Genomic DNA, 25,863 nt, shown 5'->3' with positions numbered 1-25,863 from the left:
TGCTAAACTCTGCGCCCTTCTTCCGGCAACTGACCTGAAACCTATGAAACACACTGTAGAAGTAATGATTTCCGAGCAGGAAGTTAAGACCCGTATCGCTGAACTTGGCCGCCAGATCACCGAACATTACCGCGATAGCGGCAGTGACATGGTATTGGTTGGGCTGCTGCGCGGCTCCTTCATGTTCATGGCCGATCTGTGTCGTACGATTGATGTACCACATGAAGTCGACTTTATGACAGCTTCCAGCTATGGCAGTGGCATGTCCACTACTCGCGACGTAAAAATCCTCAAGGATTTGGACGAAGACATCCGTGGCAAAGACGTGCTGATCGTCGAAGACATCATTGATTCTGGCAACACGTTGAATAAAGTGCGCGAAATCCTGGCACTGCGCGGGCCAAAATCACTGGCGATTTGTACCCTGTTGGACAAGCCTGAACGCCGTGAAGTTGAAGTACCGGTTGAGTACGTCGGCTTCCCGATCCCGGACGAGTTCGTGGTGGGTTACGGCATCGACTACGCCCAGCGTTATCGCCATTTGCCGTACGTCGGTAAAGTGGTGCTGCTGGACGAATAAACTGCGGTTGGCGCGATATACCCTTTATACTTGAAGCTGCACCTGTGTTTGACTGTCATTGTGCAACTTCAATTATTTGGGGTATATGTCGTGTTCTGGGCGGAGTTAAATGCCTTTATCTTGCTGCAGTGTAGCCATCGCCTTGCGATAGCCCATTTCCAGGCTTTCTCGGCTGGTGGCTGCAACTTCCAGATCCCGCAGACGTCCGTCCTGGATCCCATACACCCAACCGTGAATCATCACTTTCTGACCGCGTTTCCACGCCGACTGCATTATGGTGGAATGGCCCAGGTTATAGACCTGCTCAATCACGTTGATTTCGCACAATACGTCAAGGCGCTGTTCCGGTTCCAGCTCACCCAACAGTGAACTGTGTTTGTACCAAAGATCGCGAATGTGCAGCAGCCAGTTGTTGATAAGCCCCAGTTCTGGGTTCTCCACCGCGGCTTCTACGCCACCGCAGCCCAGGTGGCCACAAATGATAATATGTTCAACTTCCAGCACGTCGACGGCATATTGCACGACCGACAAGCAGTTTAAATCGGTGTGAATGACCAGGTTTGCCACATTACGGTGGACAAACAGTTCTCCTGGTTCCAACCCGGTCAGCCTTTCCGCAGGAACGCGGCTGTCTGAACAACCAATCCATAAAAAACGGGGCTTTTGCGCCTGTGCTAAACGTTCAAAAAAATCTGGATCTTCCTTACTGATGTTAGCCGACCAAGTATGGTTATTAGCGATAAGCTTTTCGATTTCTTTCATGGAGGTTATTGGCCTGTAACGAACAGATTGCGTTGGGGTAATATAGGACAAGCGTCACAGTTTGGAAATCGGAACCGTTACGCAAGACGATATTCAGCCACTTTTTATACAGCATGGCGGGATGGAACCTGAATTTTCCGCACGGATTTGCCTCAGTGAAAACGCTGCTGATGATAAGATCACCTTCATTACAATACGCAGCAGCATACTCATCGTCACAAGGTACTTTTTAACTTATGAATTATGCACTGGAATTAGCGCAGTTAACCAAGACTTACGCCGGTGGCGTCAAGGCATTGCGCGGGATCGATCTGAATGTCGAAGCCGGGGATTTCTATGCTTTGCTGGGGCCTAACGGTGCCGGAAAATCCACGACCATCGGCATTATCAGTTCGCTGGTTAATAAAACGTCCGGCAGCGTGCGGGTGTTTGGCTACGACATCGACAAAGACATCGTCAATGCCAAACGCCAGCTCGGGCTGGTGCCACAGGAATTCAACTTTAACCCGTTCGAAACGGTGATGCAGATAGTCGTCAACCAGGCGGGTTACTACGGCGTAGCTCGCCGTGAAGCACTGGCGCGGGCGGAAAAATACCTGACTCAGCTGGATCTGTGGGGCAAGCGTGAAGAGCGCGCCCGCATGCTGTCTGGTGGTATGAAGCGTCGCCTGATGATTGCCCGAGCGCTGATGCATCAGCCAAAACTGCTGATCCTCGATGAACCGACCGCCGGGGTGGATATCGAACTTCGTCGCTCGATGTGGGGCTTCCTGAAAGAGCTGAACGCGCAAGGCACCACCATTATTCTTACCACTCACTATTTGGAAGAGGCCGAAATGCTGTGCCGCAACATCGGCATTATCCAGAACGGTGAGTTGGTCGAAAATACCTCAATGAAAGGGTTGTTGGCCAAGCTCAAGTCCGAGACCTTCATCCTGGATCTGGCCGCGAAAAGCCCATTGCCGAAGCTGGACGGTTACCGCCACCGTCTGACGGACACCTCAACGTTGGAAGTTGAAGTGATGCGTGAGCAAGGCCTGAATGGTCTGTTTACCCAACTCAGCACGCAGGGTGTTCAGGTACTGAGCATGCGTAACAAGGCTAACCGGCTGGAAGAGCTGTTCGTCACCCTGGTTAACGGCAATGGAGAAAAAGCATGACGCGTTTGTATTGGGTGGCCTTACAGAGTATCTGGGCCAAAGAGATCAACCGTTTTGCCCGTATCTGGATCCAGACGCTGGTACCACCGGTGATCACCATGACGCTGTATTTCATCATCTTTGGCAACCTGATTGGTTCGCGCATTGGTGAAATGCACGGTTTTGATTACATGCAGTTTATCGTGCCGGGCTTGATCATGATGGCGGTGATCACCAACTCGTATGCCAACGTGGCTTCGTCATTCTTCAGCGCCAAATTCCAGCGCAACATTGAAGAACTGCTGGTGGCACCGGTTCCGACGCACGTCGTCATCGCCGGTTACGTCGGTGGTGGCGTGGCGCGCGGCATTTGCGTCGGCGTATTGGTTACCGTGATTTCGCTGTTCTTTGTGCCATTGCAGATCCACGCCTGGTGGGTGATTGTCGCTACACTGCTGCTGACGGCGATTTTGTTTTCGCTGGCGGGGCTGATCAACGCGGTATTTGCCACGACCTTTGACGATATCAGCCTGATTCCGACCTTCGTGCTGACACCGCTGACCTATCTGGGCGGGGTGTTTTACTCGCTGACGCTGCTGCCGCCGTTCTGGCAGGCGGTGTCCAAACTGAACCCGATCGTGTATATGATTAGCGGTTTCCGTTACGGTTTCCTGGGCATCAGCGACGTTCCCTTGGCGCTGACGATGGCAGTGCTGGTGGCGTTTATTGCGGTGTTCTACCTGTTGTCATGGTACCTGATTGAACGCGGCCGCGGTCTGCGTACCTGATTAACTGGCGTCCCCGTTCAGTCGTCCGGGGACGCTTTTCTTGACCTGAAACAGACATCATGTAAATCAATAAAATTGCTCCAATAACCCCTTTCTCCCCGCTGTTCAAATCGTGCTATGCTGGCGCTCCACATTTCCTCCATTTTGTTATTACGTACTCGTAAGCAGAACATAACCATGCGGTCTAAACATAAGATAGCGGCTGGGCTTCTCGGCATTCTGATGGTATTTGCATCTCCGGCAAGTCTGGCAAATTTGTTGTCGGAAGACAGTGCTGTTAAATCCGAATATATGGAAGCGCAACGCGACAGCGAGGTCTATTCGCTGATTGGCGAGCATGTTATTCCGGTTGGTGAAGTGAAGCAGGGGCAACTGATTCAGGTGTTCCCGGCAGATGCGGAATATTACGAGTTCAAATTCGGTCACGGTACCGGTTTTATCGATAAAGACGATGTGCGGAATCTCAAAAAATCGCGCAAAGTGAAGGATGATCTTGGTGAGCTGAACAAGCCGCTGACCAACCAGAACCTGATCACCCAAAAAGTGACAAACGTCTATACCGATGCGGATAACGGCAGCGATGTTTTTGGCGTGCTGGAAGAGAACCTGCGTTACCCGATCATCGGTAAGCTGAAGGATCGGCTCAACAACACCTGGTATGAGATCAACATTGGTGACCGTCTGGGTTATGTCAGCGAGCTGGACTGTGAAATTGACACGGGTATTCCGGTACTGACTTATCATCATTTGTTGAAGAACGAAGAGAACAAGCGCTTCCGTCATACGTCGACGACCACGTCTGATGTGGCGTTCAGCAACCAGATGACCTACCTGAAGCAGGCCGGCTACGACACCATTTCCTTGTACCAGTTGGAAGCTTACCTGAACAACCAGATCAATTTGCCGGGTAAGGCGGTGGTGCTGACGTTTGATGACGGGCTAAAGTCGGTCTACAGGTACGCTTATCCCGTGCTGAAAGACTACGGCTTCCGCGCCACCGCGTTTATCATTTCCTCACGCATCAAACGCCATCCGCAGAAGTGGAACCCAGACTCGCTGCAGTTTATGAGTATTTCCGAGCTGAAGCAGATTCAGGACGTATTCGATGTGCAATCGCATACGCATTTCCTGCATCGCACTGACGGTAACCGTCAACCGATCCTGCTGAGCCGTTCCCTGCATAATATCGAATTCGATTTTGAGCACTCACGCCGTGCGCTGTCGCAGTTTAATCCGCACGTGCTGTATCTGTCCTACCCGTTTGGTGGCTATAACCAGCGGGCGATTCAGGCAGCGAAAGACGCCGGTTTCCATATGGCGGTAACCACGGTGCAGGGCAAAGTGAAGCCGGGGGATAATCCTTATACGCTGAAGCGGCTATATATTTTGCGCACCGACTCTATTCAGACAATGGCGGACAGAATAGCCAACAAGCCGGGAACGCTGGTAGTGCAGTAAGTGCATCGTGCTTCGGTTCCTTGCCGTCGCGATGCAATTCGACGTGTTTAGCGTAAAGATGAGACGGGCGCCGAAAGCGCCCGTTTTTGCGTTTAAGCGACCTGAACCGGTACGGCTTTTGCCTTACGCTGCAGGTTGTTGTCACCTTCGAAGTAGGCAACCTTCGGATGATGTTGGCGGGCATCGGCATCGCTCATCTGCACATAAGAACAGATGATCAGCTTGTCGCCCACGCAGGCGCAGCGTGCTGCCGCACCGTTGACCGAAATAATGCGCGAACCGCGTTCTGCGGCGATAGCATAGGTCGAGAAACGCTGACCGTTATCAACGTTATAAATATCGATAGCTTCATATTCCAGAATGCCTGCGGCTTCCAGGAAGTCCTGATCGATGGCGCAGGAGCCTTCATAGTGCAAGTCGGCCTGAGTCACTTTCACCCGATGTAGCTTACCTTGCAGCATAGTACGTATCATAGCTTTACCTAATATAGAGAGGCGATTGGGTTAAACATCCATACCGAAATATATCGTCACCGATAAGCCCGCCATTGTCTACTGTCAGGCCGGCCTCAACGGTGACGGTTGCACGAAAAATAACCTACAGTGTCAGATCAACCTGTTGATTGTCGATCAACCGCGCTTTACCCAGCCAGGCGGCCATTAGCACCACCGCACGTTGGCTCTCAACACCCAGCGGTTGCAGGTTGTCTGCGTCACGGATAAACAGCTCGTCAGGGATGAAACCGGCGTTGCGCAGGTGTGCTGCAGTTTGCTCCAGCAGCTCGTCGACGTGACGTTCACCGTTGCTGAGCTGTTCTGCCAGTGCATTCATGATCTTGCTGAGCTGCGGGGCAATTTTACGCTCTTCGGCGGTCAGATAGCTGTTACGTGAACTGAGTGCCAGGCCATCTTTGGCCCGTACGGTCGGAACGCCGACGATCTCGATATCGTAACCCATGTCCGCCACCATCTTGCGGATCAACGCCAGTTGCTGGTAATCCTTCTCGCCAAAACAGGCCAGATCCGGCTGCACCAGATTGAACAGCTTGCTGACAATGGTAGCCACGCCGCGGAAATGCCCTGGGCGGCTGGCGCCTTCCAGCATGGTGGAGATACCGGGTACATCGACGTAGGTTTGTTGTTCCAGACCTTGAGGATAGACATCCGCTGGCGCGGGGGCGAATACCAGTTCAACACCGCGGCGGGTCAGCTTTTCGCTGTCCTCTTGCAAGGTGCGCGGGTAACTTGCCAAGTCTTCAGGGCGTTCGAACTGCATTGGATTGACGAAAATACTGACCACCACGATATCGGCACGTGCACGCGCTTCATCGATCAATGTCATATGGCCTTCGTGAAGGTTGCCCATGGTAGGCACCAACGCGATACGTTTGCCATCTTGACGCCAGCGGCGGATCTGCTGACGCAACAGCGGCAGGGTCTCGATAATTACCATTCCATAACTCCTTGATAGGCTGTTTTGCTCGGCTGTATGCGCTTGCTGCGCGTAATCAGGCGGCGCCATTTATGCCTATTAAACCATGCCGTTAGTTAAATGAGTGTTCTTCTGCGGGATAAATTCCTTGCTCCACATCCTGCATATATTGTTGCACCGCCGAGCGGATATCACCGCTTTGCGCCAGGAAGTTTTTAGCGAATTTCGGTGTATGGCCGCCGGTAATGCCGAACGCGTCATGCATCACCAGGATCTGGCCATCGGTGACATTACCGGCGCCAATGCCGATCACCGGAATTGCCAGGGCTTCAGTGATTTTGCGCGCCAGCTCAGTGGGTACGCACTCCAGCACCAGCAGTTGAATACCGGCCAGTTCCAGATTTTGTGCGTCTTCCAATAATTGTTTGGCAGCGAGCTCATCACGGCCCTGCACCTTGTAGCCGCCGAACACGTTTACCGACTGTGGCGTGAGGCCGAGATGACCACATACGGGCACGGCACGCTCGGTGAGCATTTTCACTGTTTCACACAGCCAACTGCCGCCTTCCAGCTTCACCATATTGGCGCCGGCTTGCATCAGCTCAGCGGCATTGGTACAGGCCAGTTGTGGCGTGGCGTAACTCATAAAGGGCAGATCGGCCAGTAACAGGCAGGCTGGAGCGCCACGACGGACGGCGCGGGTATGGTAGGCAACGTCGGCGACGGTGACTGGCAGCGTGGAGTCGTGGCCCTGCAGCGTCATGCCCAGCGAGTCACCCACCAGCAGCACTTTAACGCCTTGCTCTTCAAACAATTTGGCAAAGCTGGCATCGTAGGCGGTTAAGGAGGCAAACTTGCGTTGTTCCTGTTTCCACTGGCGCAAATGGGTCACGGTGGTGGGTTTCATCACTACGTCTCCTGAATCGAGCCGTGCGGCGTGCGCAGGGCTCTGGCTGCAAAAAAGTGCTGTCATTCTACTGTAACCCTAACGGGGTGGGTAGCGCAGATCATAATGCTTAAGAGGTTCTTAAGAACCTTGTGGTGTAATGGATAACAAGGGCTAAAAAAGGACGCGCATGCGAATTTTGCTGATAGAAGATGACAAATTAATTGGCGACGGTATCAAGGCTGGGCTGACCAAACTCGGTTTTAATCTGGACTGGTTTACCGATGGGCTGGTTGGTAAAAATGCGCTGGAAAGTGCGCCTTACGATGCCGTGATCCTCGATCTCAGCCTGCCGGGCCTCGACGGGCTGGACTTGTTGCGCCAGTGGCGGCAGGCCGGCCATGACGTGCCTGTCTTGATCCTGACCGCACGTGATGCGCTGGAACAACGGGTCAGCGGCCTGCAAAGTGGCGCCGATGATTACCTGTGCAAGCCTTTTGCCCTGGCAGAGGTTGCTGCACGTTTGCAGGCATTGATCCGCCGTCGCCATGGCCAGTTGATGCCGCAATTGGCACATGGGAACGTGGTGTTTGATACTGCCACCCGTAGCGTGAGCTGTAACGGCGAGCCTGTCACATTAACACCGCGGGAGCTGGCGGTGCTGGAGTTGTTCCTGCACAACAAAGGGCGGGTGCTGGCTCGTCCCTTGATCCAGGAAAAGTTGTACAACTGGGACGATGAGGTCAGTAGCAACGCGGTGGAGGTGCATATTCATCATCTGCGACGGAAGCTGGGCAACGGCTTTATCCGTACCATTCACGGTGTGGGCTATACGCTGGGGGATGTGCCGTGAAACATCTCAGTCTGCGGCTGCGGTTGATCCTGATTTTCAGTGTGCTTGCGTTAGTGACCTGGTGTTCTGCCAGTTTGGTGGCGTGGATGATGATGCGTAACAACATCAATGAAGTGTTTGATACCCAACAGATGCTGTTCGCCAAACGGCTGGCAACCACCAATCTGGGTAATCTGCTGGCAGAGGAAAGCGTGCGGAGTTTGCCGAAAACCAAGAGGCTGGTGCACCACGGAAAACGTGGCGAGCAGGACGACGACGCGTTGGCATTCGCCATCTTCGATCGCGACGGCAAAATGTTGCTCAATGATGGCGAGAATGGCGCAGATTTCCGCTTTGACGGTGAGCGTGAAGGCTTTACCGACGGTGAACGCAAAGGCGATGACGACAGTTGGCGTCTGCTGTGGCTAACCAGCCCCGACGGGAGATACCGCATTGTGGTGGGGCAGGAGTGGGACTATCGCCGGGATATGGCGCTAGGCATGGTGACCGGGCAACTGGTGCCGTGGTTGGTGACGTTGCCGATCCTGATGGTGCTGATTGCGCTGATGGTCGGGCGTGAGCTGCGGCCGTTGCGCACTGTCGCCGCGGGGCTGCGCAAACGCGCCCCGGATGATGCTACACCACTGGATGCGGGCCAGGTACCGACAGAGGTACGTCCGTTGGTGGATGCGCTTAACGCGCTCTTTGCCCGCATCAATGCGTTGCTGGTGCGGGAACGGCGATTCACGTCAGACGCTGCCCATGAGTTACGCAGCCCACTTGCGGCACTGCGTGTGCAGACAGAAGTCGTGCAACTGGCGGGTGACGACGAGCCGATGCGTGCGCATGCGTTGGACAACCTGACGATAAGCATCGATCGCGCCACGCGGTTGGTCGATCAACTGCTGACACTGTCGCGGCTGGACTCCCTGTCCGGTCTGGCCGAACTGGAAACGGTCGACTGGGGTCAATGGGTTCCGATGCTCCTGGCGGAGCATGAGCGCCATGCACATGCCGCCAATGTCACGCTGCGCTATGAACATCAAGGTACGCCGCCACCGTTACAGGGGCAACCGCTGTTGCTGTCATTGCTGGTGCGCAATCTGGTGGATAATGCCGTGCGTTATACCCCGAAAGGGGGCAGGGTCACGGTGAGGCTGACAGAACGCTTGCTGGAGGTCGAGGACGATGGCCCTGGTGTTACGCCGGAGCATCTGACACGGCTTGGCGAGCGCTTTTATCGTCCGCCGGGGCAGGAACAAACGGGGAGTGGTTTGGGGCTATCGATTGTGGAGCGTATCGCGGGTTTACATGGATTGCGTGTTAGCTTTGCCAACCGACCTGAAGGGGGATTTGTTGCTCAGGTGATGCTGTAGGGCGCTGGAGATGAACTGCGCCCGACTCAGGATTTCTGCTTGGGGTGATGCCAGAGTTCCATGCCATTTTTCGGCACGCGTTTCAGGCAGCTGGCCAGGGATTCGCCATCCGGGAAGATCAACTCGGGGGCGATTTCCGCCAGCGGATAGAGCATGAACTCACGCTCTTTCAGGCCGTAATGTGGCACGGTCAGGCGATCGGTATGAATGACCTGATCGCCATAGAGCATCATGTCCAGATCCAGGGTACGAGGCCCCCAGCGTTCATCTTTGCGTACGCGGCCCTGATTACGCTCTATCGCCTGAGTGTGATCCAGGAGCTGTTCGGCAGGCAATAACGTATCCAATGCAACCACGGCATTGAGAAAGTCCGGCTGGTTCTGTGGCCCCAGCGGTTTCGTGCGGTAAAACGAAGAACAAACGATCAACCGGGTGCGCGGGAGATGCTCCAGCGCTTCCAGTGCGGCTTTCACCTGTTGTAGCGGGTGCGCCAGGTTACTGCCCAGCGCGATATAAACGCGGATCATTATTCCCCTTCTTTACGCGGCGTCCGGCGGCGTGGGCGGCGTTGACGCGTGCGGCGCGGTGCCGGATCGTCACCCAAGGTGTTCAACATGCTTTTTTGGCGCGCTGGCGTGGCGTCCTGGAACTCGCCCCACCATTCGGTCAGACGCAGCATTTCCGGGTTTTCTTCCACTTCCGCACGCAGCGCCAGCAGATCGTAAGCGGCGCGGAACTTCGGGTGTTCCATCAGTTTATGCGCGCGCTTGCCCTGTCGGCGTGACAGCCGAAGTTGCAACTGCCAGATATCACGAACCAGCGTGGTGATACGTTTCGGGATCGCCAGCGAGCGGCACTGCTCGTCCAACACGTCATTCATTGCCAGAGCGAAGGCATCGTAATAGGCCAACCCGCTTTCCTGCGCCAGTTTCTGCGCATGTTCCAGCAGCGGATACCAAAGCATAGCAGCAAACAGGAATGCCGGATTGACGCGCATGTCATTCTGCAGACGATAGTCGGTATTCTTCAACACCTGCACCAGGATACGTTCCATTGGCGTGTCATGGTTAGGAGTGAAGTGACGTGCAATCTGTGGGAATAACGGCTGGAACAACTGGTATTCACACAGCTTCAGATAGGTCGGATAGCCGTAGCCAGCCTGTAACAGTTTGAGTGACTCCTCAAACAGACGCGCGGGTGGGATCTCATGTAGCAGGGACGCCAGACGGGGGATCGGCTCGGCGGTTTCATCACTGATGGTCATGTCCAGCTTGGCGGCAAAGCGCACAGCACGCAGCATGCGCACCGGGTCTTCACGGTAGCGAGTTTCTGGATCGCCGATCAGGCGAATCACGCCTTGCTTCAGATCGCGCAGGCCGTTGACGTAATCACGCAAGGTGAAGTCCGCGACACCGTAATACAAGCTGTTGATGGTAAAGTCACGGCGCTGAGCATCTTCTTCGATTGAGCCAAAGATGTTGTCACGCAGCAGCATGCCGTTTTGGGCCTGCTGGGAAGAATTCTTGTCCGATTCCGGCGTTTGCTGTTCGTGGTGGCCACGGAAGGTCGCAACCTCGATGATTTCAGGCCCGAACATCACGTGAGCCAGGCGGAAACGGCGGCCAACCAGACGGCAGTTGCGGAACAGCTTGCGCACCTGCTCTGGGGTTGCGTTGGTAGTGATGTCGAAATCTTTTGGCTTTTTGCCCAATAACAGATCACGTACGCCGCCACCGACCAGATAGGCTTCAAAGCCGGATTTATTCAGGCGATAGAGCACCTTCAGCGCATTCTCACTGATGTCTTTACGTGAGATGGCGTGCTGGTCGCGCGGGATCACGGTCATTGAGCCGTTTCCCTCTGCCGCAGGAAAAGGTGGGCGTTTACGCGGTGCCGGCCGGCGGGCAGGGCTTTCTCTGCCGCGATCGGCGGAACGTTGCTGCGGCGCAGCTGGCTGTTCAGCCGCCACGCTTTCTTCGCGGACTACGTTTTTATCGCTGACCGGCGCTTCATCGCGCGGCTGCTTGTCATCGCGGATTAGCACCTTACGGCAGAAATTGGCTACTCGGGTAAAAATGGTACACCTCGATAGTGTCTGATAAAAATGGCGCTAACAAAAAATAGCGGCTAATCATAGCTCACCATGGCTCTTTTGAGAATGCCGATGTGTTTCCGCCCAGGGGATTGCCTCCTGACGCGGTACATTATCCAGCTTCCAGTGTGCGATTGCCCAGCTCAATAATAACGGCAGGTCAAGATCTTGCCAGCTTTCCGGCAGGGGTTGGCGCAGAAACTTCAATGCGGCAACCAGCACGGGGCGAGGATCACCGTCGGGCAACGCTGGCGCATGGTTTTGTTTCGAGAGTTTGATGCCGTTAGCACCCAGCGCCAGCGGCAAATGCGCATATGTGGGTACCGGTGCCTGCAACTGATGATATAGCGCAATTTGGCGCACTGTCGGTTCGATCAAATCGGCACCGCGTACGATTTCGGTAACACCCTGAAAATGATCGTCAACCACTACCGCCAGGTTATAGGCGAACAGGCCATCACGTCGACGGATGATAAAGTCTTCCCGTGCCAACGCGGGATCGGCGTGCAACTCGCCCTGCAGCCGGTCGTGAAAAGCGAAAACCGGTGCGGACTGCCGTAAACGAATGGCGGCACCCTGAGGACCCAGATGCAAATGACGGCAGTGACCGTCATAGAGGCCACCTATCTGCTGGATACGGCTACGGGTACAGTTGCAGAAATAGCTGAGACCTTGCTGATGGAGTTGATCCAGCGTGGCTCGGTAGGCTTCGTGGCGTTGGGATTGATAGATGACCTGGCCGTCCCAGTGGAGACCATAGTGTTCCAGAGCGGATAAGATACGATCGGCCGCACCGGCAACTTCGCGCGGGGGATCAATATCTTCAATGCGAACCAACCACTGCCCGCGTTGAGCACGAGCCTGAAGGTAGCTTCCCAGCGCTGCAATCAACGAACCGAAATGCAGATCCCCGGAAGGCGATGGGGCAAAGCGCCCCACATAATGTCTTTCTTGCATATCAGAGGGGAAACTTTCCCTTTGCTCTGTGCGGCGCACGCAGGACGCACGCCGCAGCGGTAACAACTGTATACCCGTCATCTTTGAAGTTGCTTCTGCGTTGGCGGCACTCACTTACCCTAATCACTGACTTGAGTAAGCTCATTGGGATCAGCTCCCTTGCCGCCTTGATGCAACTCCACCTATTTTGGGTATATTAGCCGGCCATCTGCTTTTCGCGGATTTCGGCCAGAGTCTTGCAGTCGATGCACAAATCGGCAGTCGGGCGCGCTTCAAGGCGACGAATGCCAATCTCCACGCCGCAGGATTCGCAGTAGCCGAAATCTTCGTCTTCTACTTTCTTCAGCGTTTTCTCGATCTTTTTAATCAGTTTGCGTTCGCGATCGCGGTTACGCAGTTCAAGACTGAACTCTTCTTCCTGAGTGGCACGGTCGGCCGGATCAGGGAAGTTAGCAGCCTCTTCCTGCATATGCGACACAGTACGATCCACTTCATCCCTGAGCTGGTTGCGCCATGCTTCAAGAATGCGCTTGAAATGCGACAACTGGGCGTCGTTCATGTACTCTTCGCCCGGCTTCTCTTGGTACGGCTCCACCCCAGCGATGGCGAGAATGCTCAAGGACGAGGTTTTACGGGTTTGCCCTTCTTGCATGTTGCTTCTCCTACATACACACGCACTATCGAATCCCCAATGCGGGGGAAAAACAGGCCGCTATAAATAACAGATGGGACGTAGGTTGGCAATTATTCCTGTCGCCTGCTTGACAATGGTGTGAAGGAAGGCGTATTTGGCGACGCGATAACCGGTTGTCGGAATATTTGTGCCCAGTCAGCGCTAATCGATAAAAAACGGTAACTTATCGCAGAGAGATATACCGTCAGGTGATAATTTAGCCCCATAACAAACGACTTCTACGCCCAATTGCTGAACCTGTGCCAACAGTGCCGCATAACGCTCATCTATATGATGTGCCGGTGCGACCTGTCCAATACCGCTATGTAACACAGCAAAGAACAAAACCGCCCGTTGCCCGCTTTCAACCACGCTTAGCAACTCACGTAAGTGCTTCTGTCCTCTGAGCGTTACCGCATCAGGGAAGTAACCACGTTGTTGTTGCAATAATGTGACTGACTTAACTTCAATATAGCAGCTAGCTCGATTTTCTGCCTGTAATAACAAATCGATACGACTGTTTTCACTGCCATATTTTACTTCGCTGCTGATTTTACTGTAACCGGATAATTCATTGATTAGATTCTGTTCGATAGCCTCGCGCACCAAGGTGTTGGCACGTAAGGTATTCACACAGATCCAGCCCCCTTGTTGGGTATGTGTCAGTTCCCAACTGTGGGCGTATTTGCGTTTGGCATTATCTGAGGTGGAATACCAAACGGTGTCGCCGGGTGTTGCGCAACCGGTCATGGCACCGGTGTTGGCGCAGTGCAGGGTAAAGGTTTCTCCCTCCGGCGTGATGACGTCCGCCAGAAAGCGTTTGTAACGTTTAATCAGCGTGGCATGGCGCAGCGGTGGCGTAAAAATCATGAGTTGTCCTGGTTGGCTAAGGGCCATTGTTCAAGCATCTGATAACGCGTGCGGCCGTTTTCAAAAACTGACTGGTACAAGGCAAATGCGTCGGCGCTGAAGACCCATCCCGGTGTAGCCGGTGGTATGGCGACGGGCTGTGTTGCAGAGCGCAATAGTGTGATGTGCGGATGAAACGGCATGGGGCTTTGATAACACCCGCTGCGGGCTGCCTGCGATCGCAAAAGCTCTGCCAACTGCAGCAATCTGCGCGGGGCGCGTCGTGTGCCTAACCAAACCACGCCGGGACGAGGCCAGTGGCCAAGGTCATCCAATACCATGCTGAAGCCGGGTTGGCGAATGCGGCTGGCCAGCTTTTTAAGCGCGGCTTCTTTTGGTGCTGAAACATCCCCGAGAAAGGCCAGCGTCAGGTGCAGATTGGCTGCTGCGACTGGCCGACCCGCTTCGGGTGTGAAGCTTTCTGCGCGCCAACGGATCACCTGCTGCTGTAATGCATCCGGTAAGGTCAGGGCGAAAAAAAGGCGGCGCGAACTGGACATAGATACCCGGCAAGTAAGGAAACGCAGAGTCTAATGCTACAATGTGCGCCGTCCAATGTTAACCACTACGGAGAGTTCTGTGTCTTCACTGCCCGTCAGTGCGGTTCTTGATGAATTGCTCACTGCACTGCAATCCGCCCCGCAGGTATTGTTGCATGCACCGACCGGTGCCGGTAAATCGACCTGGCTGCCGCTGCAGATCCTGGCTAACGCCGGTTTGCCGGGCCGCATTATTATGCTCGAACCCCGGCGGTTGGCGGCGAAAAACGTGGCATACCGATTGGCGCAGCAACTGGGGGAGGAACCCGGTCAGACGGTGGGTTACCGCATGCGCGCCGAAAGCAAAAGTGGGCCGCATACCCGGCTCGAGGTGGTGACAGAAGGCATTCTTACCCGCATGTTGCAGCAGGATGCTGAGCTGCAGGGCGTTTCGTTAGTGATTCTCGATGAGTTCCATGAGCGTAGCCTGCAGGCCGATCTGGCGCTGGCATTGCTATTGGACGTGCAGCAGGGGCTGCGCGACGATTTAAAACTGCTGATCATGTCGGCGACGCTGGATAACGCTCGTCTGACGCAGTTGTTGCCACAGGCGCCGGTGGTGGTGTCCGCTGGCCGCAGCTTCCCTGTCGAGCGTCAATATCAGCCATTAGCCAGCCACCAACGGCTGGAGGACGGTGTGGCGAGCGCGGTTAAGCGCCTGTTGTCTGAGCAGGCGGGCTCATTGCTGCTGTTCTTGCCCGGCGTGGCTGAAATCCACCGCGTACTGGAGCGGTTGAGCGGTGACGTCGCGGGCGATATCGAGTTATGCCCACTGTACGGTGCCTTGCCGTTAGCACAGCAGCAGAAAGCGATTCAGGCCGCACCAGCAGGCCGCCGTAAAGTGGTATTGGCAACCAACATCGCTGAAACCAGCCTGACCATCGAAGGCATTAGGTTAGTGGTAGACAGTGGTCTGGAGCGGGTAGCGCGTTATGACGTGCGTAACGGCCTTACGCGATTGGTGACGCAACGCATTAGCCAGGCATCAATGATCCAGCGTGCTGGCCGTGCAGGGCGCCTGGAGGCCGGCATTTGCTGGCATCTGTTTGCCAAAGAGCAGGCAGAGCGGGCGGCGGAACATGCGGAGCCGGAAATCGTGCAAAGCGATCTCGCCGCTTTCTGGCTGGAGCTACTGCAATGGGGCTGCCATGACGTTGCGCAATTGACCTGGCTCGATCGGCCACCGGAGACGGCGCTGACGGCCGCCAAAAGGCTGCTACGGCACCTTGGTGCTACCGATGAAGGCGATAAACTGACTGCGCGTGGTCGCCAGATGGCCCTTCTGGGCTGTGAGCCGCGTTTGGCGGCGATGCTAACCCAGGGAGCAGAGCGAGGAGCCAATGGGCTTGCGACAGCCGCTGCGTTAGCGGCATTACTGGAAGAACCGCCACGCAGCGGGCAAATGGACATTGGCTACTGGCTGAGCCGCCCGCAGCCGAACTGGCAACGCCGTGCTACCCAGTTGGCCCGGCGTTTACAGACAAAAGCGGGGCCGGTGGATGTTGACCTGGCGCCGAGCCTCCTGGCGTTGGCGTTTACTGACCGTATTGCTCAACGGCGTGGTCAGGATGGTCGTTACCTGCTGGCTAACGGTATGGGCGCTGCGATGAATCAGGATGAGGCATTGTCGCGAGCCCCTTGGCTGATCGTACCTGGCCTGTTGCAAGGGCATAACAGCCCCGACGCCCGTATTTTGCTGGCGCTACCGGTAGAGATTGATGCGCTGGCGGCCCAACTGCCGGCGATCGTTTCCCAGCAAACCGCTGTGGAATGGGACGAGGAAAAAGGCACGTTGCGCGCCTGGAAACGTCAGCAGATTGGCCGTTTGACGTTGCGTGCACAACCCCTTGCCAAACCGGCAGACGAAGAGCTGCAACAGGCATTGCTCAACTGGGTTCGTGCTCAGGGGGTGGCGGTGCTTAACTGGGATACCGCCGCCGAGCAGTTGCGCCTACGTTTGCAGTGCGCACAAAACTGGCTGCCAGAGGCCGCCTGGCCCCCGGTCGATGATGACGCGTTGCTGGCGTCATTGGAGCAGTGGTTGTTACCGTCGCTGAATGGTGTACGTGACATGCGTGGATTAAAACAGGTGAACATTGCCGAGGCGTTATCACGGCTGTTGGACTGGCAGCAAAAGCAACGGCTGGATAATGCGTTACCCACTCATTACACTGTGCCGACCGGCAGCCGGTTACCGATTCGCTATGACGCCGGCAAACCGCCTGCGCTGGCCGTGCGTTTGCAAGAAGTGTTTGGTGAACAGCGTAGCCCGATGCTGGCAGAAGGTCGCATCCCGGTAGTGCTTGAGTTACTCTCACCGGCGCACAGGCCATTACAAATCACCGGCGATCTGGCGGCGTTTTGGCAGGGGGCCTACAAAGAAGTGCAAAAAGAGATGAAAGGGCGGTATCCGAAGCACGTGTGGCCGGACGACCCGGCGAATACCGCACCGACGCGGCGCACGAAAAAGTATCAGTAATCCCCGTTATACTTGACGCCGCATCTGTGTTGGCTGCACTCACTTACGCGAATGACTTACCAGAGTAAGCTCATCGGGATAAGTTCTCTTGCCGCCTGGATGCAACACCAATGATTTAGGGGATGAATTCAGATGTTTCTTCTGTTCAATGGCCTGACGCCGCGACAGATTAAGCGACTCATAATGGCCGGCAGTGCCGCCAAGTCTGGAGAGTAACAGCAATGGCTGGGGATGACCGCGAGCCCATCGGGCGCAAAGGGAAACAACCAACACGCACCGCGTCGCGCAAGCCGCCGCGCCGTCGTCGAGAAGACGATTACGATGATTACGAGGAAGACGAGTACCAGGATGACGATGATGATTATGAAGACGAGGAAGAACGCATGCCGCGTAAGGTAAAAGCGACTCCGCCGCGTAAAAAACGCCGCTGGCTCGGCCTGCTTATCAAACTGATTCTGGTGGTCGCAGTTCTGCTGGCGATCTACGGCGTCTATCTGGATTCACAGATCCGCAGCCGCATTGACGGCAAAGTCTGGCAGTTGCCGGCAGCGGTTTATGGCCGAATGGTCAACCTGGAACCGGGCATGCCGTACAGCAAAAAGGAAATGGTCGATTTGCTTGAGGGCATGCAATACCGTCAGGTAAGCCGCATGACACGCCCTGGTGAATTCACCGTGCAGGCCAACAGCATCGAGATGCTGCGTCGCCCATTTGATTTCCCAGACGGTAAAGAGGGCCAGATCCACGCGCGTCTCAATTTCCAGAACAACCGCCTGGCGAACATCGAGAACATGGAAAACCAGCGCAGTTTTGGGTTCTTCCGCCTCGATCCGCGCCTGATCACCATGTTGCAGTCGCCGAACGGTGAACAGCGTCTGTTTGTGCCACGCGCCGGTTTCCCAGACCTGCTGGTGGATACGCTGATTGCCACCGAAGACCGCCATTTCTATGAGCATGACGGCATCAGCCCCTATTCCATTGGCCGTGCGGTGTTGGCTAACCTGACAGCCGGACGTGCAGTGCAGGGCGGCAGTACACTGACGCAGCAGTTGGTGAAAAACCTGTTCTTAACTAACGAGCGTTCGCTGTGGCGTAAGGCCAACGAAGCCTACATGGCGTTGTTGGTAGATTACCGCTACAGCAAGGATCGCATCCTTGAGCTGTATCTGAATGAGGTTTACCTCGGCCAGAGCGGCAACGATCAGATCCGTGGGTTCCCGCTGGCCAGCCTGTATTACTTTGGCCGCCCGGTAGACGAGCTGAGTCTGGATCAACAGGCGCTGTTGGTGGGCATGGTTAAAGGGGCGTCGCTGTATAACCCTTGGCGTAACCCGAAACTGGCGCTGGAACGCCGTAACCTGGTGTTGAAACTGTTGCAGAACCAAGGTGTTATCGATGCAGAGCTGTATAACATGCTCAGTGCTCGACCTTTGGGCGTGCAGCCGAAAGGCGGGGTGATCACGCCGCAACCCGCGTTTATGCAGATGGTTCGTCAGGAACTGCAAGCCAAGCTGGGCGACAAGGTTAACGATCTGTCCGGTGTGAAAATCTTCACCACGTTGGATCCGGTATCACAGGATGCAGCAGAAAAGGCGGTTGAGGATGGTATACCTGCGCTGAAGGCGGCTCGCCACGTTCAGGATCTGGAAGCGGCGATGGTGATCGTCGATCGCTTTAGCGGTGAAGTTCGTGCCATGGTCGGCGGCGCTAACCCACAGTTTGCCGGATTCAACCGTGCCATGCAGGCGCGTCGTTTGGTCGGGTCACTGGCTAAGCCACCGACTTACCTGACGGCCTTGTCCGAGCCGGACAAATATCGTCTGAACACCTGGCTGGCGGATCAACCACTGACGTTGAAATTGTCTAACGGTACCGTTTGGCAGCCAAACAACTATGACCGTAAGTTCCGTGGTCAGGTGATGCTGGTGGATGGCCTGGCATTTTCACTCAACATACCTACGGTGAACCTGGGTATGTCGGTTGGGCTGGATCAAATCAGTGCTACGCTGCAACGTTTGGGCATTCCAAAGGCAGAAATTAACCCGGTGCCTTCGATGCTGCTCGGGGCGATTGGCCTGACACCGATGGAAGTCGCGCAGGAATACCAGACGATTGCCGGCGGTGGTAACCGTGCTCCATTGTCTGCAGTGCGTTCGGTGATTGCTGAAGACGGTTCAGTGCTGTATCAGAGCTTCCCGCAGGCCGAGCGTGTGGTACCTGCTCAGGCAGCTTACCTGACGCTGTACGCCATGCAACAAGGTGTCGCGCGCGGGACTTCCCGTTCACTGTCGGTCAAGTTCCCTAACTACAACCTGGCGGCGAAAACCGGTACCACCAACGATTTGCGTGATAGCTGGTTTGCCGGCATCGACGGTAAAGAAGTGGCTATCGCCTGGGTGGGGCGTGATAACAACGGCCCAGCCAAGTTGACCGGTGCCAACGGTGCATTGACCCTTTATCGCCGCTATTTGGAAAACCAGACGCCGCTGCCGCTGATGCTGCAGCCGCCGGAAGGTATTAACCAAATGGGCATTGATGCCAGCGGTAACTTTGTCTGTAGCGGTGGTGGGCGTACCATTCCTGTATGGACGGATAACCCGCAGGGATTGTGCCAGGCAAGCCAGGCCGCTCAGCAACAGCAACAACAGCAGCAACAGCAACAGCAGGCGGGTGAGCAAAAAGATGCTGACGGCGTCGCGGGTTGGATCAAGGACATGTTCGGCAAGTAAGCAGCCAAGCATGTAAAACGCTTAGGCGAAAAGTTTTTCTTTGTTATTAAGCCCGTAACTTTCTGTTGCGGGCTTTTTTATTTCTCCGCGCAGTTTATTTCCATCAGGTTAATGTGGCTAAGCGGTTAATCTCACACCAATTCACAGGCTGAATTCGACTTGCAGTTTAATTTGGCTTCTGCATAAAATGCGTCGCTTATAATAATTATTATCGTTTACATTCGTTATCAAATAATTCATCAGAGAAACCACTTATGCCGACCAAGCGTCTTCCTTCCACGGCCAAACAGAGCCGTTTTCACGTCAGTGGGTTAGCGATTACTATCGCTGCTGCACTTGGCACGCTGGCTATGCCGGCTTTTTCCGCCGACACCAAATCGACTGCCAAGGAAGACACGATTACCGTGGTAGGCAGCGGTCAGTCCCAGCAGGAAAGCGCCTGGGGGCCGGTCGGCACCTATGCGGCCAAGCGCAGCGCTACCGGGACTAAAACGGATACGCCATTGATTAAAACGCCGCAGTCAGTCTCTGTCGTGACGCGTGAAGAGATGGATATGCGCCAGCCGGAAACGGTGAAAAGTGCGCTGGCGTATACGCCGGGTGTGATGGTAGGCAACCGTGGTGCCTCTACCGCCTACGACGCCGTGAACATTCGTGGTTTTAGTTCCGTGGGTACCAATATGTACCTGGATGGTCTGAAACTGCAGGACGATAACTATTCCATTTACCAGATTGACCCTTACTTCCTCGAGCGTGCCGAAGTGTTGCGCGGTCCTTCTTCCGTACTCTACGGTAAGAGCAACCCTGGCGGTGTCGTCGCGCTGGTCAGCAAACGCCCAACGACGGAAACCCTGCGCGAAGTTCAGTTCAAAATGGGCACCGACAATCTGTTCCAGACCGGCTTCGACTTCGGCGGTGCGTTGGATGATGCGGGTGTTTATTCTTACCGTTTGACCGGCTTGGCGCGTGATGAAGATCAGCAGCAGGTGGGAGAAAAGAGCAAGCGCTATGCTATTGCGCCTTCGTTCAGTTGGCGGCCTGATGATCGCACCTCGTTGACTTTCCTCAGCAGTTTCCAGGATGACCCCAGCGTGGGCTTCTATGGCTGGTTGCCGAAAGAGGGCACGGTGCAAAATGGTATCAACGGTAAATTGCCGACCAGTTTCAACGACGGTGAGCCGGGCTATAACAACATCTCACGTAAGCAACAGATGGTTGGGTACGCCTTTGAGCATGGGTTTGATGACGTGTGGACGGTGCGCCAAAACTTGCGTTACTCCAAAATGGACGTTGATTACCGATCCATCTATGGCCAGGGTATCAGCGCGACTAACCCTGCGGAATTGACCCGTGGCGTGATGAACTCGAAAGAGCACATGTCCAGTTTTGCTGTGGATACGCAGGCACAGGCCAAGTTTGCCACTGGGCAGGTCGCTCACATCTTGTTGATGGGGGTGGACTACATGCGTATGCGTAACGACGTCGTCTATCAATACGGCAGCGCTTCCCCTCTGAATGTCGTGGCGCCGCAGTACGGTAACCAAAGTTACACCATTACGGGTGGTGCAAGTCAGGTCAATCGCCAGGAGCAAACCGGGCTTTACGTACAGGACCAGGCTGAATGGAACCAATGGGTGCTGACCATGGGCGGACGTTATGACTGGAGTGATACCAACAGCACCAACCGGTTGAACCAGAATTCGGTTTCAAAGCAGAAGGACAACGAATTCACCGGCCGCGCCGGTTTGAATTATGTATTCGAAAACGGCATTGCACCTTATGTCAGTTACAGTGAATCCTTTGAGCCGACTTCAGGCACGGACTTCAGTGGTAACACCTTCGCTGCCTCCAAGGGCAAACAGTATGAGGCGGGCGTGAAATTTGCGCCGAAAGATCGTCCTATCACTGCCAGCATGGCGATTTATCAGCTGACTAAAACCAACAACAAGGTGGCGGACCCTAATCCAGACCATCCATTCGCCAGCGTTCAGGGCGGTGAGATTCGCTCTCGCGGTGTCGAGCTGGAGGCCAAAGCCGCGCTAACAGCCAATGTTAACCTGCTGGGGTCTTATACCTACACGGATGCCGAGTACTCCAAGGACACCACGCTTCAAGGCAATACCCCGGCGGCGATTCCAAAACATATGGCTTCACTGTGGGCGGATTACACCTTCCATGAAACCGCATTCAGCGGTTTGACTCTGGGCTCCGGTGTTCGCTATGTCGGTTCCAGCTATGGTGATGAGGCCAATACCTTTAAAGTGAAAGACTACACGGTGGTTGATGCCGCAATAAAATACGATCTGGCGCGTTTCAATCTGCCCGGTTCCTCGATTGGCATTAACGTGAACAACCTGTTTGATAAAGAATACGTCTCTAGCTGCTTTGCTACCTATGGCTGCTATTGGGGCGCAGAACGTCAGGTGGTCGCCACCGCAACCTTCCGCTTCTAATCGGATAACCGGGGCGGCGTTATGTCGCCCCGGACAGAGTAGGACCTATGCAGGATAAACACCCCAATCACGACGCCACTTTTACATTAGATAGCGCCAGTTTTGCCGTTCCCGGCCGTGTGCTGTTGCAGCCATTATCGCTGACCTTTCCCGTGGGGAAAGTCTGTGGGTTGATCGGTCACAATGGTTCTGGCAAGTCTACGCTGCTAAAAATCTTGGGTCGCCATCAGAACCCGTCCACCGGCAGTGTATTGCTCAACCAACAACCACTGCACCAATGGGACAGCAAAGCCTTTGCGCGTCAGGTCGCCTATTTGCCGCAGCAATTGCCGGCCGCAGAGGGCATGACGGTGCGCGAGTTGGTGGCGATTGGTCGCTACCCGTGGCACGGTGCTTTGGGGCGCTTTGGCGTCAACGATCGCCAACAGGTGGAAGAGGCCATTGCGCTGGTGGGATTAAAACCGTTTGCCAACCGTTTGGTGGACAGCCTGTCCGGCGGTGAGCGCCAGCGTGCCTGGTTGGCGATGATGGTGGCACAAGACAGCCGCTGCCTGTTGTTGGACGAGCCGACCTCGGCGCTGGATATCGCCCATCAGGTTGACGTGCTCGCGTTGATCCAACGATTAAGCAGCCAGCGCGGTCTGACGGTGATTGCAGTGCTGCATGATATCAATATGGCTGCGCGCTATTGCGACCATCTGGTGGCGTTGCGCGGCGGAGAAATGATTGCACAGGGCGCACCATTAGATCTGATGCAGGGTGACGTACTGGAACAAATTTACGGTATTCCTATGGGGACGCTGCCACATCCAAGCGGCGGTGCGCCGGTGAGTTTTGTCTACTGATGTCTGATTCTTCTGAGTTTCATCATGATGCCGTACGCCGTCGCCTGTTGACGGCAATGGCGCTGTCGCCATTGCTGCTTTCCCTGCCGGGGCACGCCGCTGAAACGCCGCCCGACCTGACGCGCATTGTCGCGCTGGAATGGCTGCCGATTGAGCTGCTGTTGGCCCTTGGGATTACGCCGCTGGCGGTCGCTGATATTCATAACTACAACCTGTGGGTGGAAGAGCCAAAGCTGCCTGCATCGGTTATTGACGTGGGTCAGCGTACCGAACCTAACCTCGAATTGTTGCAGCAGCTTCGCCCTTCATTGATGTTGCTGTCGAAGGGCTACGGGCCTACACCACAAAAGTTGGAACCGATCGCACCATCGATGAGTTTTAGCTTTAACGACGGCAGTGGCAAACCGCTGACGGTGGCGAGGCAATCGCTGCAGGCCTTGGCGCAGCGGTTAGGGTTAGAAAGCCGCGCTATGCAGCATCTGGCGCAGTTTGATCGCTTTATTGTGGAGATGCGCCAACGCCTGCATTCATATACCCAGCAGCCACTCCTGATGTTTTCACTGATAGATACCCGTCATGCGCTGGTTATTGGCCAGAAGAGCCTGTTCCAGGAGGTGATGGATCAGCTTGGCATAAAAAATGCGTGGGAAGGCGAAACCAACTTCTGGGGCACGGCGGTGGTGGGAATTGAACGCCTGGCAACGGTGAAAAGCGCACGGGCGATTTATCTCGATCACGGTAATCAGGCGATGATGGATAAGGTCAGCTCGACGCCGTTATGGCAGGCATTGCCGTTCGTCAGACAGAATCAATTGCGCCAGGTACCGGCAGTGTGGTTCTACGGTGCGACGTTATCGGCGATGCGCTTTTGCCACCTGCTGGAACACGCGCAGGAGAGCTATTCATGAACGCAGGTATCCGCGCATTGCCGGTGACGTTGGTTCTGGTTCTGCTGGCGAGCGCCAGCGGCTTAACGCTTTATAACCTGCTGCAACAGCTGCCGTGGGCACTGTGGGGACAGGCGCTGAACGCACCGGATATCGACGATGTTCACCAAATGTTGTTCCACTATAGCCTGCTGCCGCGATTGTCCGTGTCCTTGCTGGCCGGTGCCGGATTAGGGCTGGTCGGCGTACTCTTCCAACAGGTATTGCGCAACCCGTTGGCAGAACCCGCGACGCTCGGCGTTTCCGCCGGTGCGCAGCTTGGATTGACGGTCGCGACGCTATGGATGTTGCCGGGAGGGGAACTGACCCGACAATTGGCTGCGATGGTGGGAGCGGTGGTGGTCGGTGGATTAGTGTTCGGTGTGGCGTGGGGCAAACGCATGTCGCCGGTGACGCTGATCCTCGCCGGGTTGGTGTTGGGGCTATATTGCGGTGCGGTTAACAGCCTGCTGGCCTTGTTCAATTACGATCAACTGCAAGGCGTATTTTTGTGGAGCACCGGTGCCCTGAACCAGCAAGACTGGAATACCGTGCAGTTTATCCTGCCGCGTTTGCTGGTGGCAGGGCTGTTGGCGGTGCTGTTATTGCGTCCATTAACGCTGTTGGGATTGGACGACGGTGTGGCTCGCAATCTGGGGCTGGGGTTGTCGATGGCGCGTTTTTGCGCGCTGGCCGTGGCAATTATCTTCAGTGCCATGCTGGTTAATGCCGCTGGTGTGATCGGTTTTATCGGTTTGTTTGCCCCCTTGATGGCGAAAATGCTGGGCGCACGTCGACTGGCACACCGCATGATGTTGGCACCTCTGCTGGGTGCGCTGCTGTTGTGGTTAACCGATCAGGTAATGATCTGGCTGACGCAGGTATGGCGTGAGGTTCCTACCGGTGCCGCGACCGCACTATTTGGTGCACCGCTGCTGCTGTGGTTGTTACCGCGTCTGCGCAGCGCCTCCACGCCACCGCCAATGAATCTGGGGGATAAGGTACCGGCGGAACGTGGTCATCTGTTGGTGTGGGTTGCGCTGGCGGGGGCGGTGTTATTCGCTGGGCTGGCTGTGGCACTGATGTTTGGGCAAAACGCTGCCGGTTGGCACTGGAGTCAGGGCGCCGAGCTGGAGTCATTGATGCCGTGGCGCTGGCCACGGGTATTATCGGCTTTGGCTGCGGGCATGATGCTGGCGGTTGCGGGGACGTTAATCCAAAAGTTGACGGGTAACCCGATGGCCAGCCCGGAAGTGTTGGGTATCAGCTCAGGTGCTGCGTTCGGCGTAGTGATGATGCTGTTGGTCGTACCGGGTGATGCCTTCGTCTGGTTGCTGCCTGCAGGGAGCCTGGGCGCTGCCGGTACTTTATTGGTGATCATGATTGCTGCAGGGCGGGGTGGTTTTTCCACCGAACGCATGCTGTTGGCCGGTATTGCGCTTAGCACGGCGTTCACCACCACCATTTTCCTGCTGTTAGCCAGTGGCGATCCGCGTACCGGTGGGCTGCTGACCTGGATTTCTGGTTCCACCTATTCGGTGACGCCGGAGCAGGCAGTGCGAACGGCGATTATTGCGGCGACGTTGATTGTGCTGGCACCGCTGTGCCGCCGCTGGCTCAGTATTTTGCCGCTTGGCAGTGCCACTGCACGCTCGGTGGGTATTGCTTTGACGCCGGTGCGGTTAACCATCTTGCTACTGGCCGCCACGCTGACCGCGATGGCGACATTGACCGTAGGGCCGCTGAGTTTTATTGGCCTGATGGCGCCGCATATGGCGCGCATGCTGGGCTTCCGCCGTGCGTTACCGCAGATGGTAATTTCCGCGTTGTTAGGGGGCTTGCTGATGGTGTTTGCTGACTGGTGCGGACGGATGGTGATGTTCCCGTACCAAATCCCTGCCGGGCTGCTGGCGACCTTTATTGGCGCGCCGTATTTCGTTTACCTGTTGCGTAAACAAACCTCATAACCGACGCCGTTCCTGCCGTTTCTAGAATCAAAGGCTCAGCAT

The 25,863-nt window shown here is 55.5% G+C and carries 21 protein-coding genes and 1 pseudogene; 12 read left to right on the top strand and 10 right to left on the bottom strand.

Annotation, left to right across the window (positions count from 1 at the left end; genetic code table 11):
- Window positions 1-43 precede the first annotated feature (43 nt).
- Entirely contained in the window at window positions 44-580 is a 537-nt protein-coding gene (hpt, locus tag ACI2J2_RS16470) for a hypoxanthine phosphoribosyltransferase (RefSeq protein WP_209637535.1), read from the top strand.
- A 105-nt stretch (window positions 581-685) separates the two neighbouring features.
- On the opposite strand, the gene can is transcribed toward hpt, so the two are convergent.
- Window positions 686-1,342 carry a carbonate dehydratase gene (gene can / locus ACI2J2_RS16465; protein ID WP_061807929.1) on the bottom strand — a complete coding sequence of 219 codons (657 nt, stop codon included), beginning with the start codon at window positions 1,340-1,342 and terminating at the stop codon, window positions 686-688.
- Window positions 1,343-1,578: 236 nt separating this feature from the next.
- Between can and ACI2J2_RS16460 the strand changes: the two genes are divergently transcribed.
- The 3 genes from ACI2J2_RS16460 to ACI2J2_RS16450 all read left to right on the top strand — a co-directional run bounded on the left by ACI2J2_RS16460 (window position 1,579) and on the right by ACI2J2_RS16450 (window position 4,727).
- Window positions 1,579-2,502, top strand: coding sequence for an ABC transporter ATP-binding protein (locus ACI2J2_RS16460; RefSeq protein ID WP_209637537.1), 924 nt, complete (start codon window positions 1,579-1,581; stop codon window positions 2,500-2,502).
- Window positions 2,499-3,269, top strand: coding sequence for an ABC transporter permease (locus ACI2J2_RS16455; protein WP_209637540.1), 771 nt, complete (start codon window positions 2,499-2,501; stop codon window positions 3,267-3,269). Before ACI2J2_RS16460 ends, ACI2J2_RS16455 begins: the two co-directional genes overlap by 4 nt.
- 177 nt (window positions 3,270-3,446) lie before the next feature.
- Window positions 3,447-4,727, top strand: a complete 1,281-nt coding sequence (locus ACI2J2_RS16450; RefSeq protein ID WP_209637542.1) for a polysaccharide deacetylase family protein — start codon at window positions 3,447-3,449, stop codon at window positions 4,725-4,727.
- 92 nt (window positions 4,728-4,819) lie between these two features.
- Here the strand turns inward: ACI2J2_RS16450 and panD are convergent, their stop codons facing one another.
- The 3 genes from panD to panB form a co-directional block, all read right to left on the bottom strand.
- Window positions 4,820-5,200, bottom strand: a complete 381-nt coding sequence (gene panD, locus ACI2J2_RS16445) for an aspartate 1-decarboxylase (RefSeq protein ID WP_037416822.1) — start codon at window positions 5,198-5,200, stop codon at window positions 4,820-4,822.
- 124 nt (window positions 5,201-5,324) lie between these two features.
- A complete protein-coding gene (gene panC, locus ACI2J2_RS16440; RefSeq protein WP_209637544.1) occupies window positions 5,325-6,179 on the bottom strand; it encodes a pantoate--beta-alanine ligase in 855 nt (284 codons plus the stop codon).
- Window positions 6,180-6,270: 91 nt separating this feature from the next.
- On the bottom strand, window positions 6,271-7,065 hold the full coding sequence (gene panB, locus ACI2J2_RS16435) for a 3-methyl-2-oxobutanoate hydroxymethyltransferase (protein WP_404760450.1): 795 nt from the start codon (window positions 7,063-7,065) through the stop codon (window positions 6,271-6,273).
- Window positions 7,066-7,234: 169 nt separating this feature from the next.
- On the opposite strand from panB, the gene qseB reads away from it, so the two are divergent.
- Together qseB and qseC are read left to right on the top strand one after the other, a co-directional pair.
- Window positions 7,235-7,897, top strand: a complete 663-nt coding sequence (gene qseB / locus ACI2J2_RS16430) for a quorum sensing response regulator transcription factor QseB (RefSeq protein WP_265556813.1) — start codon at window positions 7,235-7,237, stop codon at window positions 7,895-7,897.
- Window positions 7,894-9,252 (top strand): quorum sensing histidine kinase QseC, encoded by a 1,359-nt coding sequence (qseC, locus tag ACI2J2_RS16425; RefSeq protein ID WP_404760449.1) that lies wholly within the window; start codon window positions 7,894-7,896, stop codon window positions 9,250-9,252. The genes qseB and qseC overlap by 4 nt, the downstream gene beginning before the upstream one ends.
- A 26-nt stretch (window positions 9,253-9,278) precedes the next feature.
- Here the strand turns inward: qseC and folK are convergent, their stop codons facing one another.
- From folK to thpR, 6 genes and pseudogenes are all read right to left on the bottom strand, one after another.
- On the bottom strand, window positions 9,279-9,779 hold the full coding sequence (gene folK, locus ACI2J2_RS16420; RefSeq protein WP_404760448.1) for a 2-amino-4-hydroxy-6-hydroxymethyldihydropteridine diphosphokinase: 501 nt from the start codon (window positions 9,777-9,779) through the stop codon (window positions 9,279-9,281).
- Window positions 9,779-11,329 (bottom strand): polynucleotide adenylyltransferase PcnB, encoded by a 1,551-nt coding sequence (gene pcnB / locus ACI2J2_RS16415; RefSeq protein ID WP_404760566.1) that lies wholly within the window; start codon window positions 11,327-11,329, stop codon window positions 9,779-9,781. Before pcnB ends, folK begins: the two co-directional genes overlap by 1 nt.
- Window positions 11,330-11,390: 61 nt before the next feature.
- Window positions 11,391-12,301: pseudogene (gene gluQRS, locus ACI2J2_RS16410) on the bottom strand (tRNA glutamyl-Q(34) synthetase GluQRS).
- Between the two features lie 196 nt (window positions 12,302-12,497).
- Window positions 12,498-12,953: an RNA polymerase-binding protein DksA gene (gene dksA / locus ACI2J2_RS16405; RefSeq protein WP_012146687.1), complete on the bottom strand. Its 456-nt coding sequence runs from the start codon at window positions 12,951-12,953 to the stop codon at window positions 12,498-12,500.
- 183 nt (window positions 12,954-13,136) lie between these two features.
- Window positions 13,137-13,844 (bottom strand): DNA/RNA nuclease SfsA, encoded by a 708-nt coding sequence (gene sfsA, locus ACI2J2_RS16400; protein ID WP_404760447.1) that lies wholly within the window; start codon window positions 13,842-13,844, stop codon window positions 13,137-13,139.
- Window positions 13,841-14,383, bottom strand: coding sequence for an RNA 2',3'-cyclic phosphodiesterase (thpR, locus tag ACI2J2_RS16395; protein WP_209637554.1), 543 nt, complete (start codon window positions 14,381-14,383; stop codon window positions 13,841-13,843). The genes sfsA and thpR overlap by 4 nt, the downstream gene beginning before the upstream one ends.
- Before the next feature lie 79 nt (window positions 14,384-14,462).
- Between thpR and hrpB the strand changes: the two genes are divergently transcribed.
- From hrpB to fhuB, 6 genes are all read left to right on the top strand, one after another.
- A complete protein-coding gene (hrpB, locus tag ACI2J2_RS16390) occupies window positions 14,463-16,901 on the top strand; it encodes an ATP-dependent helicase HrpB (protein WP_404760446.1) in 2,439 nt (812 codons plus the stop codon).
- A 221-nt stretch (window positions 16,902-17,122) separates the two neighbouring features.
- The gene (gene mrcB / locus ACI2J2_RS16385) at window positions 17,123-19,630 is read left to right on the top strand and encodes a bifunctional glycosyl transferase/transpeptidase (RefSeq protein WP_209637558.1); all 2,508 of its coding nucleotides are present in this window, start codon (window positions 17,123-17,125) and stop codon (window positions 19,628-19,630) included.
- Between the two features lie 254 nt (window positions 19,631-19,884).
- A complete protein-coding gene (fhuA, locus tag ACI2J2_RS16380; RefSeq protein WP_404760445.1) occupies window positions 19,885-22,083 on the top strand; it encodes a ferrichrome porin FhuA in 2,199 nt (732 codons plus the stop codon).
- Window positions 22,084-22,130: 47 nt separating this feature from the next.
- Entirely contained in the window at window positions 22,131-22,928 is a 798-nt protein-coding gene (fhuC, locus tag ACI2J2_RS16375) for a Fe3+-hydroxamate ABC transporter ATP-binding protein FhuC (protein ID WP_209637562.1), read from the top strand.
- On the top strand, window positions 22,928-23,836 hold the full coding sequence (gene fhuD, locus ACI2J2_RS16370) for a Fe(3+)-hydroxamate ABC transporter substrate-binding protein FhuD (RefSeq protein ID WP_209637564.1): 909 nt from the start codon (window positions 22,928-22,930) through the stop codon (window positions 23,834-23,836). The genes fhuC and fhuD overlap by 1 nt, the downstream gene beginning before the upstream one ends.
- Window positions 23,833-25,821, top strand: a complete 1,989-nt coding sequence (gene fhuB, locus ACI2J2_RS16365) for a Fe(3+)-hydroxamate ABC transporter permease FhuB (RefSeq protein ID WP_265556801.1) — start codon at window positions 23,833-23,835, stop codon at window positions 25,819-25,821. Before fhuD ends, fhuB begins: the two co-directional genes overlap by 4 nt.
- The last annotated feature ends 42 nt before the right edge of the window (window positions 25,822-25,863 follow it).

It is taken from the genome of Serratia sp. NPDC087055, from assembly GCF_044900985.1.
GTDB lineage: Bacteria > Pseudomonadota > Gammaproteobacteria > Enterobacterales > Enterobacteriaceae > Serratia.
Note: the sequence above shows the minus strand (reverse complement) of the source record. Positions and strands in the feature narration are given on the sequence as shown.

Coding starts and splice junctions, on each gene's coding strand:
- hpt (WP_209637535.1), top strand. CDS start 44: ATGAAACACACTGTAGAAGTAATGATTTCCGAGCAGGAAGTTAAGACC.
- can (WP_061807929.1), bottom strand. CDS start 1,342: ATGAAAGAAATCGAAAAGCTTATCGCTAATAACCATACTTGGTCGGCT.
- ACI2J2_RS16460 (WP_209637537.1), top strand. CDS start 1,579: ATGAATTATGCACTGGAATTAGCGCAGTTAACCAAGACTTACGCCGGT.
- ACI2J2_RS16455 (WP_209637540.1), top strand. CDS start 2,499: ATGACGCGTTTGTATTGGGTGGCCTTACAGAGTATCTGGGCCAAAGAG.
- ACI2J2_RS16450 (WP_209637542.1), top strand. CDS start 3,447: ATGCGGTCTAAACATAAGATAGCGGCTGGGCTTCTCGGCATTCTGATG.
- panD (WP_037416822.1), bottom strand. CDS start 5,200: ATGATACGTACTATGCTGCAAGGTAAGCTACATCGGGTGAAAGTGACT.
- panC (WP_209637544.1), bottom strand. CDS start 6,179: ATGGTAATTATCGAGACCCTGCCGCTGTTGCGTCAGCAGATCCGCCGC.
- panB (WP_404760450.1), bottom strand. CDS start 7,065: ATGAAACCCACCACCGTGACCCATTTGCGCCAGTGGAAACAGGAACAA.
- qseB (WP_265556813.1), top strand. CDS start 7,235: ATGCGAATTTTGCTGATAGAAGATGACAAATTAATTGGCGACGGTATC.
- folK (WP_404760448.1), bottom strand. CDS start 9,779: ATGATCCGCGTTTATATCGCGCTGGGCAGTAACCTGGCGCACCCGCTA.
- dksA (WP_012146687.1), bottom strand. CDS start 12,953: ATGCAAGAAGGGCAAACCCGTAAAACCTCGTCCTTGAGCATTCTCGCC.
- sfsA (WP_404760447.1), bottom strand. CDS start 13,844: ATGATTTTTACGCCACCGCTGCGCCATGCCACGCTGATTAAACGTTAC.
- thpR (WP_209637554.1), bottom strand. CDS start 14,383: ATGTCCAGTTCGCGCCGCCTTTTTTTCGCCCTGACCTTACCGGATGCA.
- mrcB (WP_209637558.1), top strand. CDS start 17,123: ATGGCTGGGGATGACCGCGAGCCCATCGGGCGCAAAGGGAAACAACCA.
- fhuA (WP_404760445.1), top strand. CDS start 19,885: ATGCCGACCAAGCGTCTTCCTTCCACGGCCAAACAGAGCCGTTTTCAC.
- fhuC (WP_209637562.1), top strand. CDS start 22,131: ATGCAGGATAAACACCCCAATCACGACGCCACTTTTACATTAGATAGC.
- fhuD (WP_209637564.1), top strand. CDS start 22,928: ATGTCTGATTCTTCTGAGTTTCATCATGATGCCGTACGCCGTCGCCTG.
- fhuB (WP_265556801.1), top strand. CDS start 23,833: ATGAACGCAGGTATCCGCGCATTGCCGGTGACGTTGGTTCTGGTTCTG.